Raw genomic sequence first — 15,327 nt, forward strand, 5'->3', positions numbered from 1 at the left:
CTCCTCAGCGGAACAGGTTCACCATACCCATCGACAGGAAGGGTATGTAAGTCACGGCGAGCAGGGCGGCGATTGCGGCTATGTAGAGCGGTGCCATGTTGCGGGCGATCGACAAAACACCGACGCCGGATATCCGCGAGGCAACATAAAGCGTTGCGCCAACCGGAGGTGTGAACAGGCCGACGGCCACATTGCAGGTCATGATCACACCCAGATGGACCGGGTCGACACCGAAGGCTTGTGCGGTCGGCAGGAACAGCGGTGCCGTCAGCAGGATTGCAGGAACCGGATCGAGAACGAGACCGAGGACCAGAAGCACGACGTTGACCAGCAACAGGAACATCCAGGGTCCGGTTGAAAACGCCTGCACGAAACCGACCAGGATCTGGGGCATCTGTTCAAGCGTGATCAGCCAGCCAAGGACTGTCGTTGCACCGATCACGACCATCACCACCGCGCTGGTGACAAAGCTGTCGATAAGAAGACGCGGCAGATCGCGGAGTTTGAAGTCCCGGTAGACAACAGTTGTGACGAACAGGCCGTAGACGACGGCAAGGGCCGCGGCTTCCGTAGGGGTTACCCAGCCGGTGAAAATGCCGCCGAGGATCACGATCGGCATGAACAGGGCAGGGGCGGTACCGATGAAGGAACTGGTCAATTCCTTGAAGGTCGTGGTGCGCCCACCGGGGTCGCACTTGGTGGTCTTGCCGACATAGTAACAAACCGCCATGAACAGGGCGCCGAACAGAATGCCGGGAACCATGCCACCGAGAAAGAGATCGGCAACCGAAACGTTGCCGACAAAGCCGTAGATCAGCATCGGAATGGATGGTGGGATGATGATGCCGATCGTCCCGGCTGCCGCCACCAGACCGGCGGCGAAGGCGGTGTTGTAGCCCTCGCGGGACATGTTCTTGATCATGACCGAACCGATGGCTGCACTGTCGGCAATGGCCGAACCCGAAATGCCGCCGAAAATCATGGAGGCGCCGACGACGACCATGCCGAGCCCGCCTGCCATGAAGCCGAAGGCAGCCCTTGCAAAGCCGATGATGCGCAGGCCGACACCGCCGCGGCTCATCATTTCCCCGGCGACGATGAAGAGCGGGATCGCAAGGAAGTGGTTCGGCTCCACCCCGCCGATAAAATTCAGGAACAGCGCTTGCAAGGGGTAACCGAGGTCAAAGACGATGATCGGCAGGACAGCAGTGATCAGAATTGCCCAGACCAGCGGAATGCCGATGAAAACGGAGGTCAGGAAGACCGCAACAACGAAGATCAGGATCATGAGAGGGCCTCGCCGCCATCTGAGTGCGCTGCATGAGGAACGACAGGATTTTTGAGGTCGTAGACCATGTTAAAGAGATGGAAGATCAGGGTCAGTGTCATGCCGGCTGGCATGGACGCGTAGAGCAGACCGACAGGCCAGTAGAGAACCGTTGTCTTCTGTGCCCAAGTATGGATCGAGATATTGACACCGGTGTAGATCAGGCTGAGCAGCAGGACGACGATGATCACGTCGATTGCGATCGACAAGACACGTTGACCCGTCAGCGGCACTAGTTTCTCGACAACTTCGGTAACGCGCATGTGCGCGCCCCGGGCAACCGCTGCCGCACAACCGATGAAGGTGCTCCAGAGCAGCAGGAAGCTGGTCACTTCCAGCGACCATGCGAGGTCGAAGCCGGCGAAGCCGCGAAGCCAGGCGTTGCAGAACACCAGGGTGACGATCGAAAAGCCGCCGAGCGCCAGGCATATATCGACCAGGTGACTGAGCCAGCGAAGCGCAGCCGGATAGTGATCTCGGTAATCCAAGGGTCGTCTCTTTTTGAAAAGGGCCGGAACCGCCGCGTGACGTGCGGTTCCGGCAGTTGAGCCCCGGAGCACCCTGCGTTCTTTCGAACGCCGTTCGGCGCTCCGACCCACAAGAAACGATCAACTGTTGAACGGGCAACCGGCTCGATCACCCGTGCGTTGATCTCGTTGCCTGATCAGTTCTGGGCCGGGAGTTTTTCGCGGATCGCTGCCGCATCCGACAGGATCTGGTCGACGGCTTCCTCGCCGTAGACATCCTTGGCCTTTGCGTAGACCGACTGCACCGCCTCGCGGAACGGCGCGATATCGGGAACGCTGACCGTGGCGCCGGATTCCTGCATTTCCGTGAGTTGGCTTTCGACCGAACTCTTGACGAGGTTCCGGCTGAAGGCTGCGGAATCGGCTGCAGCTTTCATCACGGCTTCCTTGTCTTCGTCGGAAAAGGACTGCCAGGTCTTTTCGGCCACCGTCAGGGGCAGAGGGCTGTAGACGTGGCGTGTCAGCGTGATGTAGGGCGCAACTTCATAGAACCGCAGTGACTTGATGGTGTCGACCGGGTTCTCCTGGCCGTTGACGATGCCCTGCTGAATGGAAATGTAGACGTCGGTAATCGGCATGACGACCGTCTGGAAACCGATGGCTTCCATCGACCAGCGGATCATGTCGTTCGGGAAGACGCGCATTTTCATGGACTTGGCGTCTTCTGGCGAATTTAGCGGTTCGTTGGTGGTGAAGCTGCGGAACCCGGCTTCCCACGTCGACAGTACCCGGAAACCCTTTTCCGGCAGCTTGGCGAATTCTCCCTGCAGCCATTCGGAATTGTCATAGAGTTCCCAACCCTGCTCGTAGGTGTCGACCAGGAACGGCATGGCGGTGAGGTTCAGCGTCGGCATGTGCGTGGCGTAGCTGCCCGTGGCCGAGACCGTGAAGTCGATGCCGCCAAGCTGCAGCAGTTCAATGGCTTTCGGATCGTTTGCGAGCGATCCGGACGGGAAGATCTGAACTTCGTAACGGCCGTCCGTATATTCCGCGACCTTCTCCGCAAACAGTTCTGCAGCCTGCTGACGGGATCCGCCAGGGTTGTCCGTATGGCTGAAACGCAAGGTTTCGACAGCCTGCGCGCCGCTCATGCCCATTGTGAGAATTGCCGCGCTCATCAGCAGGCGGCTCAAGGATTTCTTGTCAAGCATTTCAATCTCCTCCCACGGCCGCTCCAAGGCCGTATCAATTTACACATTCGATTGCGTATACGCTAATCAATCCCTTGTCAACGACGCTAATGTCGACTATCAAAAATCCAATGATGGAATTGCCGCTTCGAAACAGGGAAAGCCTTCGGGTCTTCTGCCGAATTCAGGAGTGTGCGGGAGGACGAAAAAAGATGAACGACGGCTCTGCAAAAGACCTGGGCGTCTCGGACACGTTACGCGTTGCCTGTCTTGGAGCGGGCTACTTTGCCCAGTTTCACTACGATGCCTGGCGCAGGGTCGAACGGGTTCGGCTGGTCGGTTCCTGTGATCAGGATCCCGCGAAGGCGAAGGCCACTGGACTGACTGCCTTCAGTGATCTGGAATGCATGCTGAAGATGGCGAAACCCGATCTGCTGGACATCATCACGCCACCGCCGACGCATTTCAGCGCCATCGAGCTTGCAATCAGGAAGGGGGTGAAGACGATCATCTGTCAGAAACCGTTCTGTACCTCGCTCGAGGAAGCCCGGAAGGCAACCGAACTGGCAGAAGAAGCCCGCGTGATCATCGTCATCCATGAAAACTTCCGCTTCCAGCCCTGGTACCGGACAATCCGACAGGCTCTGGAACGGCAACTGCTTGGCGATTTGCTTCAGGTAACTTTCCGACTGCGCACAGGAGACGGGCAGGGGCCGAAGGCCTACCTGGACCGGCAGCCGTATTTTCAGGAAATGCCCAGGTTGCTGATCCATGAAACCGGCGTTCACTGGATCGATACGTTTCGCTACCTGATCGGCGAGCCCGAGGCGGTCTATGCGGATCTTCGCAGACTCAACCCGGCCATCAAGGGAGAGGACGCCGGCTATTTCATTTTCGACTATTCAAACGAGGTGAGAGCGCTCTTCGACGGCAACAGGCTTCTGGACCACGCCGCCGAAAATTGCAGAACCACACTTGGTGAAGCTTTGTTGGAGGGCACCCGGGGAACGCTGACATTGAAAGGCGACGGCTCGGTGCGCTTGCGCCATTTCGGCGACAAGGACGAAACTCTTCTGCTGGCGGCACAGGATTGGCCTGGCTTTGGCGGCGATTGCGTCAAGAATCTGATAAGCCATGTTGTAGACGGTCTCCTGGATGGAAAGCCGCTGGAAAACGAGGCGCGGAGCTACCTGAAGGTGATTGCAATCGAACAGGCCATCTATGAGTCGGACCGCAAGGGGCAGAAAATCCGGGAGTTTGACTGTGCTTGAGGCTCCGAAACAAAAGACCATCACCACCCAGGCCATGGAGCAGATCCGCCAGCTCATTTTCGACGGTGAACTGGCGGCAGGCTCCGATCATCTCGAAAGCGAACTTGCCGACCGGCTTGGCATGTCCCGCACACCGGTGCGCGAGGCAACCTTGATGCTGGCCCAGCAAGGCCTTCTGGAGGTGCGACCACGCAAGGGTGTTCGCATCGCCACCTTGTCGTTGAAGGACATGGAGGAAATCTACGCCATCCTGACCGAACTGGAGAGCCTTGCTGCCGAAGAAGCCGCTGAACAAGGCTATTCGGAAACGGATCTTGCGGATCTCAAGCAGGCGATCGAGGCCATGGAAGATGCATTGGAGCGTGAGGACCGGGAAGCCTGGGCGATAGCCGATGATGCCTTCCACACGGAGCTTGTCCGCCTCGGTGGCAACTCGCGTGTTCAGTCCATCGTCTCGATGATGTCCAATCAGGTACGCCGGGCACGCGCCATGACGCTTTACATTCGCCCCTTGCCGGTCAAGTCCAACGAAGACCACCGGGCTGTCTTCGACGCGATCCGCAAGGGTGACGCCCAGGCAGCACGCCAGCGCCATCATCTTCATCGTCAGGATGCCCGCGAGGTGCTGATCGAGCTTCTGAAAAAGCACAAGCTGTTTCAGCTCTGAGCTTCACTCGGATGTATTTCTCTCGCCAGGCTCAACGATAACGGCGTAGGAGGGGGGCAGCAGGTGGCAGTGCCTACCCGCCTTGCCAGACCTTGATCGCCTCGACCGGGTAGACCAGCATCAGAACGTTCAGCGTCAGATTGTCCTTTATCACCCAGAGCGCGAGCAGTTCGAAGGCAATCCCGACCAGGATCGTCACCCAGACCGGCATGCGCCAGGCAAAGAAGAAGCCGGCGAGCATCCAGAGAATATCGAAGACGGAATTCAGGACACTGTCACCGGTGTAACCAACGGCAATGGTCGCTTCGCGGTACCGGTCGATGATCCAGGGGCTGTTTTCGACGATTTCCCAGGCTGCTTCGATGAAGATCGCTCCGAGCGCGCGCTCACCGACGGAACTGTGTCTGAAAACCAGCCACAGGAACAGATAGAACAGGAAGCCGTGGATGATATGCGAGGGCGTGTACCAGTCGGCGATATGTTGCGAGGAACCGGCGACATCGCTGGCCGGTGTCCACAACAGGACATAGCCGCAATCACAGATCGGGATCCGCCCCATGGCCAGGAGAATGGCCGCTGTGGCGGCAATCATCACCAGGCCGACGATCAGACATTTGCTTCGGCTCATGGGGTCTCCTCGGACTGTCGGGGCAAATCGGCGATTCTCTACTGGAAATCTTCAAGAATTCTCTCTATGACCTTCCGCCAACGAAACATCAATCCGTCCGGCTCTGAGTGGAAGGTTGCGCCCCGGTTTTCCCGGCGTGTTTGCGCGGCCCCGCCGGATTTGGGATCAGGAGATCTTCATGACTGGCCTAAACGGCACGGCGCCTTATCAGTCCCGGCGCACCTTTGCGATCATTTCACACCCGGATGCCGGTAAGACGACCCTGACCGAAAAGCTGCTGCTTTCAGGCGGCGCGATCCGGGCGGCGGGCCAAGTGCGCGCCCGCGGCGAACGCCGCCGTGCAAGGTCCGACTGGATGAAGATCGAGCAGGAACGCGGCATTTCCGTCTCGTCTTCCGTCATGACGTTCGAGCGAAAAGGCATTGTCTACAATCTGCTCGATACTCCGGGCCACGAGGACTTCTCCGAAGATACCTATCGCACGCTGACTGCGGTCGATGCGGCCATCATGGTCATCGACGCTGCAAAGGGTATCGAAACCCAGACACGCAAGCTGTTCGAAGTCTGCCGCCTGCGTGACATTCCGATCATCACCTTCGTCAACAAGATCGACCGCGAAGGCCGGCATGCGCTGGAGATTCTGGACGAGGTACAGGAGGCACTGGCTCTCGACGTCTCTCCGCAGACATGGCCCGTCGGGATGGGCTCGGACTTCTTCGGCGTCTATGACTGGCAGAAGAAGAAATTCCACACGTCCGACGGCGAGCGCGGTGGTGCCTTTACCCAGACCAAGGACGTTTCCGGTCTTGATGACGAGGTCCTGACCGGCACCGTGTTCGACCGGATCATGGATGAACTGACCGAGAACGTCGAACTGGGCGCCGAAGGCTACGCCGAATTCGACAAGGAAAGCTTCCTGGAAGGGCACCTGACGCCGGTTTTCTTCGGCTCGGCGCTGCGCGACTACGGCATCGAGGAAGTGCTCGATTTCATCGCCGACTTCGCCCCGCCGCCGCATTCGCAGCCGGCGACCGGCGGGCGCACAATCATGCCGCAGGAAGACAAGGTCACCGGCTTCGTCTTCAAGGTGCAGGCAAACATGGACCCCAAGCACCGCGACCGCATTGCCTTCGTGCGCCTGTGCTCCGGCACCTTCAAGCGCGGCATGAAGCTGAAGCACGTGCGCGCCGACAAGCAGATTGCCGTCTCCGCACCGATCTTCTTCTTTGCCGAGGAACGGGAAATCGCCGACCTTGCCTATCCGGGCGACGTCATCGGTGTTCCCAACCATGGCCAGTTGCGTGTTGGCGACACCCTGACCGAGGGCGAGAACATCCACGTCACCGGCCTGCCGGCCTTCGCACCGGAAATCCTGCGCCGCGTACGCCTGTCCGACACCATGCGCGTCAAACAGATGCGCCAGGGCCTTCAGGACCTGGCAGAAGAAGGTCTGGTGCAGATCTTCAAACCGGATCTCGGCTCCAACTGGATCGTCGGCGTGGTCGGCGCATTGCAGCTTGATGTCGTAGTGGATCGGCTGAAGGCGGAATATGGCACTGAAATCGGCTTCGAAGCAGTGCCTTACACCACCGCCCGCTGGATCGAAACAGACAGCCAGACCCTGCAGAAGATGCTGGAAGGCCACCGCATGTCGATCGCCAATGACCGTGACGACAAGCCGGTGTTCCTGTTCAAGAACGCCTGGGAGATCGGTCACGTAACCGAAAAGTTCCCGGACGTGAAATTCCGCGAAACCCGCGAGATCGTCTACGAGGCGTAACCGGAAAATCCGGTTCCAGCTTTTCTCCGTTCACTGAGCCTCAGTGTCATTGAGCTGGGGCGACCTCAGGGGCTGAGAGGAATGAGTATGGGAGCCGGGCCACGTGGCTGGCCTCAGCCTTTATCCGGCGCTTCGCCGAGCCCCACGAACCGTGCGCTGTCCACGGGGGGGCTATGTTATCTCGCTTGGGTTTTTCACAAGAAACGATTTCGAGTTTCTGAAGTTGGCTCGTGACTAATACGAATTCATGAAAGTTGTTTTGAGGATAATTTATCGTTATTTTTAACGGTGATTGTCTTTCAGGTCGAGTGTTTGTGAAATATTTGGCTAAGTATTGATTTTAAATAATATTTCTTGTGTTGATAGAGCTGAAAGGCTTCTCTAGGATACTTGCAGCTGCCGGAATATAGGTATTTCCAGCTGGAATGCAGCTAAGAGAGCGAATAAGCAAGTGCGATACGAGCCTGTCGGGCATGGTTCGCCGCCGCTTCAAAAGGCCAAGGGCGAAGCGCAAGCGGTAGAAATCCGCCGTCTGTCCAAGCCGTTCTGGATAACCGTGATCATCAGCGCGGTGAGCCTGATGGCGTTTGTGTCGTTCCTTTCCTGGACCCTTGACCGCAATTCCATCCGATCTTCAGAACATATTTTCACGGCCATGCTTGGCGATCGCTCCGATCATCTGGCGGACATCACGCTTGAGTACGGCTATTGGAACGACGCGGTCGAAAACCTTGTCGAATCCTTTGACATGACCTGGATACGGGAAACCTTTGTCGACTACATGCAGGAAGAACTGCAGATCGACGGGATCCACCTGCTGGATGGCAACAATCAGCCCAAGGTTCATGTGGTGGAAGGCAAGGTCGCCAATACGGACTTGCGGGTTCGCTATGGGCCTTCGATGAGCGTTCTGATTGCCGATGCCCGAAATACGCCGCAGGATGAGGCGCCGGTTCCGGCAACAGGTCTGGTTGGCAACCTTGAGACGCTTTACCTCGCCAGCGCTGTTTTGCTGACGTCCTACACGGATGACAGCGACACCAGTACCGATCATGTGCTGGTCTTCGCACGGCCTATCAATGCCTCAGTCCTGGCGGATATGGCGGAGAAATATCACTTGCCCGGTCTTGGGTTGGCGCAAATACCCCCGGCCTTCTGGCAGGCTGGATACGACATTGAGACCGTGGACAGGCGGCACCTCGGGTTTTTCGTTTGGAACCCGGAACTGGCCGGATTTCGAATGCTGCCTCTTCTGGCCCTTGGGGTGCTGGCGGTTTATCTCGGCATGTTCTTGTCCGCGCGCATGTTCTTCCACCGTGCAACAGATACGGTCCGGGCGCTTGCGGAAGCCAAACACCAGGCGGACAAGGTCAAGGAACTACTGGCCAATCAGGTCAGGAGCGACCCTCTGACGGGGCTGGGCAACAGGCGATTGCTGGATGAAAAGCTGGCGCTCCTGCAGGACGTCAAACCGTTGGCGGACGGTCACGCGCTGCTCTATGTCGACCTTGATCGATTCAAGGAAATAAACGACACCTACGGCCATGAAACAGGGGACCTGGTGCTTTTGCATGTCGCGGAAGCTTTGACCGGCCTTGTCAATGCGGACGACACGGTCGTTCGGCTGGGCGGGGATGAGTTCGTCATTGTGTTCGGCAGGGCGCGGCGCGAGCGGGTGCTTTCGGCAAGCCGGGCGATCGTGGAACAGCTCAGCCGACCGGTGAACCTGGACGGTGCCACCTATACCTTCGGAGCCAGTGTCGGCGTCGCTTTTTCGCACAAGCCTTCGGAACTGCTTCGCCAGGCGGATGTTGCACTTTATTCGGCGAAACGGCGGGGCAGGGCACAGGTCGCGGTCTATTCTTCCGACCTGCTGGATTTCCGGCATGTCCCCATTCAATCGGCAGCTCAGCCAGGCTGATAGGAAAAGACCGGCCAGAAGGCCGGTCTTGAACGTCAGGAGGCTTTCGCCGGCGGCAATTCGATATCGATGCCGAGCGTGGTGACGTCACCGGTCCTGTCCATTTCGAGACGGACGGAGTCCGGGTCGATCGCAACGCGCTTTGCCACGACGGCAAGGATGTCTTCCCGCAGACTTGAGATCAGGACCGCGTCGGAGCCGTCGTCGGCCCGTTCGTGCGCCAGCAGAATTTGCAGCCGGTTCTTGGCAACAGAGGCACTTTCACCTCTTTTGCCAAAGAGGCTCAGGATGTTCATGCGGCCCTCCCCTTGAAGAACTTGCCGAACAGGCCCTTCTTTTCCTCAGGGATTGTGACCGGGATATTTTCACCCAGCAGACGGCGCACGGCCTCGGTATAGGCCTTTGCGGCAGGCGAATTTTCGTCCGACAGCGTGATCGGCAGACCGACGTTCGACGCTTTCAGCACGTCCTTGCTTTCCGGCACGACGCCGATGAGCGGCACGGAGAGAATGTCGACGACATCGTCGGTTGCCAGCATGTCACCGGTCTTGGCACGCTCGGTGTCGTAACGGGTGATCATCAGGTGCTTTGGCATCCGGCCGCCGTCTTCGGCAATCTTGGTCTTCGCGTCGAGCAGGCCGATGATCCGGTCGCAGTCGCGTACGGACGACACTTCCGGGTTGGACACGATGATGGCCTCATCCGCATGGCGCATGGCCAGCGTCGCGCCGCGTTCGATGCCCGCAGGGCTGTCGCAGATCACCCAGTCGAAATACATCCGCAATTCGCTGATGACGCTGGCAACGCCCTCTTCGGTCAATGCGTCCTTGTCCCGGGTCTGGGAGGCCGGCAGCAGGTAGAGGTTGTTCAGCTTCTTGTCGCGTACAAGCGCCTGTTTGATCGAAGCTTCGCCGCGCACCACGTTGACGAGGTCGAACACGACCCGCCGTTCCGCACCCATGATCAGGTCGAGGTTGCGCAACCCGACGTCGAAGTCGATGGCGCAGACCTGGTAGCCTTCTTTGGCAAGCGCCGAGGCGATAGCTGCGGTGGTGGTGGTTTTGCCCACGCCGCCCTTGCCTGACGTGACCACAACGACAGTAGCGTTGCTCATGGTGTTCGTCCTGTTTTTGTTGTCAGTCCGGCGGCCTTCTGCAGCCGGCCCTGTGGTTAGTTCAGCTCTTCAAAGACGAGGGTCTCGTTTTCGAAGCGGATCTGCGCAGGTGCGTTGCGCAGGGCGCCATCGAAATCGTCCGCGACCTTGTAGAGCCCGTTGATGGAAACCAGCTCCGCATCCAGCTTGGAACAGAAGATACGGGCGCTGTCTTTCCCTGCGACACCGGCCAATGCACGTCCGCGCAGGGCGCCGTAAACGTGTATCGAGCCACCGGCGATTATTTCGGCGCCGGAACTCACGGACCCGATGACAGTGACGTCGCCTTCCGGATGCAGGATGCTCTGGCCCGAGCGCACCGGTTCGGTAATCACGATGGAAGATCCGCTTGCGATGCTGGCCGGCGAGGTTTCCCACGCTTCCGGTTCGACATCGCTGTCACCGTTTGCCTTACTCACCTTGGCTTTGGGCTCAGCGGCTGTCTTCTTGGATTTTGCTGTTGTGTTCCTGGCCGAGCCATCTGCGTCCTTCCCATCCGGTTTTTCGGTTTCAGAACCGTTTCCAGCCACGGCCGAAGCGTTTGCAGGGGTCGGGACATCCACGTCGGACGCCAGACGGCCACCGGAAAAGCTCGGCGGCATGCCGGCTTTCAGGCGTGTTCCGGCGACACCGTCAATTCCCATCACCCGGATCGAGCGTTCGGCTAGTTCGGCGAGAAGCTGTTCCAGCTCTTCAATCGGAATCTTGGTTCCACGAACGTCCAGAATGATGGGCCGATCGATGAAAAATCCCGGCGAGCGTTCGATGATCCGGTCGATTTCACGGAACCAGTCCGCGAAGGGCGGTTCCGGGCTCAGAACGATGGCAATGAAGGATTTTCCCTTGAACTTCATCAAAGAGTCCGGCGGCACAATTGGTCAGGTTGATTTGGTCGGATAAACCTATCATTAACCGAACCGGACAATCGGGCAGGCGACCGTTTTCCACCGATATCAATTTTCATCAGATATTTCAGATAATTGGCTCTTCCACCTAGTGCGCTGGTCAATTGCAATGGGACCCTCTTGCCAAAAATACCAAGAGAACCGCCAAGAATCGCAGCATTGCGTTGCTGCCCGCCTGCTTTGCCGGCGCATTGGTTAACTCAATTCCCGTAAAGAACTGGATTTTTGCCATATTGCAGTGCAAAATGTAGGTTCTGGTGTTTGGGGCGCAGAGCGTCTTGGGGAAAAGAATGAGTAACTTCAGTGATATGATGACATATCTCGGTCTCGATACGAGTGAGGCTGCGATGGTGCTCAATGTATCTGAAGATGAAATTCTTCGCTGGTGCAATACGAGCGAGGCTCCTCCTATCCATATCTGGCAGGGCCTTGTGCGCATGCTCGACGAAATCCGCCTGTCGGCCGAGGAAGCCGCCAAATCGGCCGATCTCGATCATCTGGATGCAACGGACCTCAACCGGATCAACCTGATGGTGCCTGGCGGCACCGCGTCGGATCTTGCAGGCCCGAAGCGGGCCGCAACTGCGCTCGCGGTCGCGACACTGGCACGGGTCTTCGTTTGATCTGAACCGAGCCTTCGGTTCGGTTCGCGCCTGCTCAGGCAGGTGCGTTGAGCTGTATCCCGATCTTTTCGGCCAGTGCTTCCGCATCCACCGGCTTGGACAGCTTCGAAAACCGTTCCGGAAATCTGTCTGAAAACAGGTCGTCCTGTGGCAGATGCCCCGAAACGGCAACGACCCGGCAATCGGGGTGCACATCAAGAGCTTTCGCCACAAGGTCCCAGCCCGAGTGACCATTGTCGAGCTGCAAGTCCGTCACCACGATCGAATAGGGCATGTCGCGGCCAATCCTGACCTTGGCATCCTCAAAACAATGCTCTGTCGTCACCTTGTACCCGAACCTTGTCATGAGGTCCGATATTGCAGCTGCCGACCTCCGGTCGTCATCAACCACAAGAGCGTGCCCGATCCCGGCCACGGTCTCCACAGAATGGGCGGTTTGTCCACCAGGCTGCTGGGGAAAGGTCAACGTTACGCAGGTTCCGTGCCCCGGCTGCGATGCAATGTGGATGGTGCCGCCTGACTGGTGCGCGAACCCGTGCACCATGGACAGCCCTAGGCCCGTGCCTTCACCGTTCGCGCGGGCGCTGAAGAAAGGCTCTGCGGCCTGGCGCAACGTATCTGCATCCATACCGCAGCCATCATCCTTCACCGAAAGCGAGATCGTCCCGTCTGTCTGCCGCGTCACGGCAATTTCGATATGTCCTTCGTCTTCGATGGCCTGTCCTGCATTGACACACAGGTTCAAGATGGCGCTTTCCAGCTGGCCGGGGTCGATCCGCGCATGCATCGGGCTTTCGTCGCACCTGATCGTCAGCGTTACGGTTTCGGGCAGGGCCATCGACAACAGGTCTTCCATGCCTTCCGCAATCACGGCGATATCGGTTTCGATGGGGGCAAGGTGTTGTTTGCGGGCGAAGGCCAGAAGTCTCTCGATCAGCGAAACACCGAGTTCGACGGCATCGTTGATCCTTGCTTTCAGCACGGAGGCCTTGGGCGTAAGCTCGCCCTCCAGCATGTGAAGATTTCCGGAGATCGTGGACAGAATGTTGCCGAAGTCATGGGCAACTTCGCCTGTCACCTTGCCGAGGCTTTCCACTCGCCGGATTTCTTCCAGCCGTTCGTCGATCCTTTTGCGTTCCGTCGTTTCGGAAAACAGCCAAACCGAGCCGCCGTCGGGCAATGCCGACTGGCGCACTTCCAGCACGCGGCCGGTGGTGTCGGCGTATTCGCCAAATCCGGCGCGGTCGTTTTCATTGGCGCGGCGTTCGAACGGCGACTTTTCCAGAAGTTCCGGCAAAGTCATGCGTTTGCCGCGGCCAGCCCTTTCAAGGCGCAACAACTCCCGGACACGATCATTTTCGGCCAGGATCTGCCCGGTTGGCGACAGGACCGCGACACCGTCGCTTATGTTCTGGAAAACGGTGATGAAAAGCTCGTTTCGACGCCAGACTTCCCTGGTTTTCCGTTCCAGGCGCAGGGCGTTGGACCGGAACTTGCGGAAGGCCTCTGACAACTGCCCGATTTCGTCCGACGAGCTTGCCTTCTTGGGGAGCCGCGCCTTCAGATCTCCAGCCGCCAGCCGCCGCATGACTGCGGTGATCTGGTGCAGGTTGCGAACCACGTAGCGGGAGACAAACAGGGCGGAGCCGATGGCAACAATCAGGCTGATGCCGGTCAGGACAAGAATGACGGCCTTTGCAAAGGTAATGCTGGTCGTTGTCTTGTCGCGTGAAACACGAAGCCGCAGCTTTGTGTCCGTCACCTTCTGAAGGGCGTAGGCGTTCACCTGCGCGAGCTCCGTGCGAATGCGGAAGAGCGCGTTTTCGGCATCGAGCTTGGCGGCGAGGCTGGCATAACGCAGCGAGAACAGGTCGCCCCGCCGCATCACGGCGTCATCGACCTCGGCCAAGGCGGCGCGTACGGCGGCTGGGGCATTGGAAGCAATGTCCTGACGGATACGCCGGAAGCTGCTTTGCTGCTCGCCGACCTTGATCAGCTCCTGACTGCGCAACGCACCGATGGCCGCCATGACCAGTTGCTGCAGGGCTGACCAGTCCTGACGGTCCTCAGGCGATTGGTCCCGAGATTGTGCGAGCCTCCTGAAGCGTTTTTGAAGGCGCTCCAGATCCTGATCGATCAATGCGAGCTCTGCAGCGTTCCTGCCTTGTGGAACCATTGCGCGGGCCAGATCGGTGATCGCCACCCGGATGCGGGCAAGAGGCCTGATGAGGTCGGGATCGCCACCACCCAGTGTCTCGATGTGATCAAGCGTTGCGAGAATTCGTTCGGCCTCGCTTTCCAGTTGGAAGCTGGGGCTTAGCGTCATCAGAAAGGGCGCGGAGGCGGCCAGTTTCGACGCGTTGCCGGAAAGTTCCAGGGCGTCGGAAACGTCGCTCAAGGTCTGGTCGTGAAATGTGCCGAGCTGCTCTTCGGCGCTGTTGAGAGTGATGAGGGCAATGGCCCCGACAACCATGACCACGACAAGAAGCAGGCCGATGGAGGAAAGCAGCAGCGAGCGGATGCTGGGCTGGCGGAGCCGGGACGTGCTCATGGTCCGTCTGCCTGCAGGACGAAGATGTATCCCTGTGCGCGGCGGGTCTGCAGATGAACGGGCTTGGACGGGACATTCTCGATCTTGCGGCGCAGCCTCAGGATCAGGACATCGATGGTCCGGTCCACATAGCGTTGCATGTCGCTGCCGATCTCGCGCATCAGGTCCGTACGGGGAATGATCCGGTCCGGGTTCTTCACGAAATATTCCAGGAGGACATATTCCGCATTGGTCAGCGGAATCTCGTCGCCGTTGCCGTCAAGCAGTTCCCTGCGTTTCAGGTTCACCCTCTTGTCGCCGAAGATGATCTCCTGATCCTTGCCGGCTTTCGCAGCTGAAACGCCATGCCCGTAGCGTCGCAGAACCGCGCGGATGCGGGCGACGAGTTCACGCGGATTGAACGGCTTCATCAGGTAGTCGTCAGCGCCTGTCTCAAGGCCGATGATCTTGTCGATCTCGTCGCCCACACCGGTCAGCATGACGATTGGAAGCTCGCTGGTTTCGCGAATGTGAATGGCAAGGGTCAGACCGGATTCGCCCTTGAGGCGCAGGTCAATCAGCGCGAGGTCGAAATCCTGGGGGCTGCCGGCCGCCTTGAAGCCGTCGCTGTCCTGAAACGCAACCGGTTCGAACCCGCTTGCCTCCATGAGAGCAGACAGGGTTTCGCGCACATCCGCGTCATCATCGATGATGGCAATCACCGGTCTTGTCGCGCTTGCATCCATGCCGTCGCTCTCTTGCACCTTCATGAGCTGTCTAACACAAGGACCAGGTTGCGAGACCAGAATCTCGTTACAATTGTTTCACCCGCCCATGGGCGGTTGTAACACTGTTAACAAAATAG

14 protein-coding genes are annotated in these 15,327 nt (G+C 58.6%); 5 read left to right on the forward strand and 9 right to left on the reverse strand.

Translation table 11 applies throughout. The annotated features are described in order from the left end of the window. Nucleotides 1-4: 4 nt before the first annotated feature. The 3 genes from ACYQ6M_RS08485 to ACYQ6M_RS08495 all read right to left on the reverse strand — a co-directional run bounded on the left by ACYQ6M_RS08485 (nucleotide 5) and on the right by ACYQ6M_RS08495 (nucleotide 3,005). Nucleotides 5-1,288 (reverse strand): TRAP transporter large permease, encoded by a 1,284-nt coding sequence (locus ACYQ6M_RS08485; RefSeq protein WP_023000004.1) that lies wholly within the window; start codon nucleotides 1,286-1,288, stop codon nucleotides 5-7. After that, nucleotides 1,285-1,815: a TRAP transporter small permease gene (locus tag ACYQ6M_RS08490; RefSeq protein ID WP_062489626.1), complete on the reverse strand. Its 531-nt coding sequence runs from the start codon at nucleotides 1,813-1,815 to the stop codon at nucleotides 1,285-1,287. The genes ACYQ6M_RS08485 and ACYQ6M_RS08490 overlap by 4 nt, the downstream gene beginning before the upstream one ends. A gap of 176 nt (nucleotides 1,816-1,991) precedes the next feature. Beyond that, nucleotides 1,992-3,005 carry a TRAP transporter substrate-binding protein gene (locus tag ACYQ6M_RS08495; protein ID WP_023000006.1) on the reverse strand — a complete coding sequence of 338 codons (1,014 nt, stop codon included), beginning with the start codon at nucleotides 3,003-3,005 and terminating at the stop codon, nucleotides 1,992-1,994. Between the two features lie 191 nt (nucleotides 3,006-3,196). Between ACYQ6M_RS08495 and ACYQ6M_RS08500 the strand changes: the two genes are divergently transcribed. Both ACYQ6M_RS08500 and ACYQ6M_RS08505 read left to right on the forward strand, forming a co-directional pair. Then, entirely contained in the window at nucleotides 3,197-4,255 is a 1,059-nt protein-coding gene (locus ACYQ6M_RS08500; RefSeq protein WP_460073276.1) for a Gfo/Idh/MocA family protein, read from the forward strand. Beyond that, a complete protein-coding gene (locus ACYQ6M_RS08505) occupies nucleotides 4,248-4,922 on the forward strand; it encodes a GntR family transcriptional regulator (protein ID WP_023000008.1) in 675 nt (224 codons plus the stop codon). The genes ACYQ6M_RS08500 and ACYQ6M_RS08505 overlap by 8 nt, the downstream gene beginning before the upstream one ends. Nucleotides 4,923-4,995: 73 nt before the next feature. Here the strand turns inward: ACYQ6M_RS08505 and ACYQ6M_RS08510 are convergent, their stop codons facing one another. Next, nucleotides 4,996-5,550 (reverse strand): DUF2585 domain-containing protein, encoded by a 555-nt coding sequence (locus tag ACYQ6M_RS08510; protein ID WP_209168690.1) that lies wholly within the window; start codon nucleotides 5,548-5,550, stop codon nucleotides 4,996-4,998. Nucleotides 5,551-5,728: 178 nt separating this feature from the next. On the opposite strand from ACYQ6M_RS08510, the gene ACYQ6M_RS08515 reads away from it, so the two are divergent. Together ACYQ6M_RS08515 and ACYQ6M_RS08520 are read left to right on the forward strand one after the other, a co-directional pair. Further along, nucleotides 5,729-7,330, forward strand: coding sequence for a peptide chain release factor 3 (locus tag ACYQ6M_RS08515; protein ID WP_031268973.1), 1,602 nt, complete (start codon nucleotides 5,729-5,731; stop codon nucleotides 7,328-7,330). 451 nt (nucleotides 7,331-7,781) lie between these two features. After that, nucleotides 7,782-9,251, forward strand: a complete 1,470-nt coding sequence (locus ACYQ6M_RS08520) for a diguanylate cyclase domain-containing protein (protein ID WP_055658492.1) — start codon at nucleotides 7,782-7,784, stop codon at nucleotides 9,249-9,251. Between the two features lie 35 nt (nucleotides 9,252-9,286). On the opposite strand, the gene minE is transcribed toward ACYQ6M_RS08520, so the two are convergent. Genes minE through minC form a run of 3 tightly spaced genes read right to left on the reverse strand, consistent with a single transcriptional unit; the run spans nucleotide 9,287 to nucleotide 11,258 of the window. Then, a complete protein-coding gene (minE, locus tag ACYQ6M_RS08525) occupies nucleotides 9,287-9,547 on the reverse strand; it encodes a cell division topological specificity factor MinE (protein WP_023000012.1) in 261 nt (86 codons plus the stop codon). After that, a complete protein-coding gene (minD, locus tag ACYQ6M_RS08530) occupies nucleotides 9,544-10,365 on the reverse strand; it encodes a septum site-determining protein MinD (protein ID WP_006939389.1) in 822 nt (273 codons plus the stop codon). Before minD ends, minE begins: the two co-directional genes overlap by 4 nt. Before the next feature lie 56 nt (nucleotides 10,366-10,421). Further along, nucleotides 10,422-11,258 (reverse strand): septum site-determining protein MinC, encoded by an 837-nt coding sequence (minC, locus tag ACYQ6M_RS08535; RefSeq protein WP_460073280.1) that lies wholly within the window; start codon nucleotides 11,256-11,258, stop codon nucleotides 10,422-10,424. 341 nt (nucleotides 11,259-11,599) lie between these two features. Between minC and ACYQ6M_RS08540 the strand changes: the two genes are divergently transcribed. Continuing rightward, nucleotides 11,600-11,932 (forward strand): hypothetical protein, encoded by a 333-nt coding sequence (locus ACYQ6M_RS08540; RefSeq protein WP_460073281.1) that lies wholly within the window; start codon nucleotides 11,600-11,602, stop codon nucleotides 11,930-11,932. Between the two features lie 34 nt (nucleotides 11,933-11,966). Here the strand turns inward: ACYQ6M_RS08540 and ACYQ6M_RS08545 are convergent, their stop codons facing one another. After that, on the reverse strand, nucleotides 11,967-14,483 hold the full coding sequence (locus tag ACYQ6M_RS08545) for a sensor histidine kinase (protein ID WP_460073283.1): 2,517 nt from the start codon (nucleotides 14,481-14,483) through the stop codon (nucleotides 11,967-11,969). Next, a complete protein-coding gene (locus ACYQ6M_RS08550) occupies nucleotides 14,480-15,232 on the reverse strand; it encodes a response regulator (protein ID WP_023000016.1) in 753 nt (250 codons plus the stop codon). The genes ACYQ6M_RS08545 and ACYQ6M_RS08550 overlap by 4 nt, the downstream gene beginning before the upstream one ends. Nucleotides 15,233-15,327: the final 95 nt, after the last annotated feature.

This window comes from Roseibium sp. ROS1 (genome assembly GCF_054658215.1).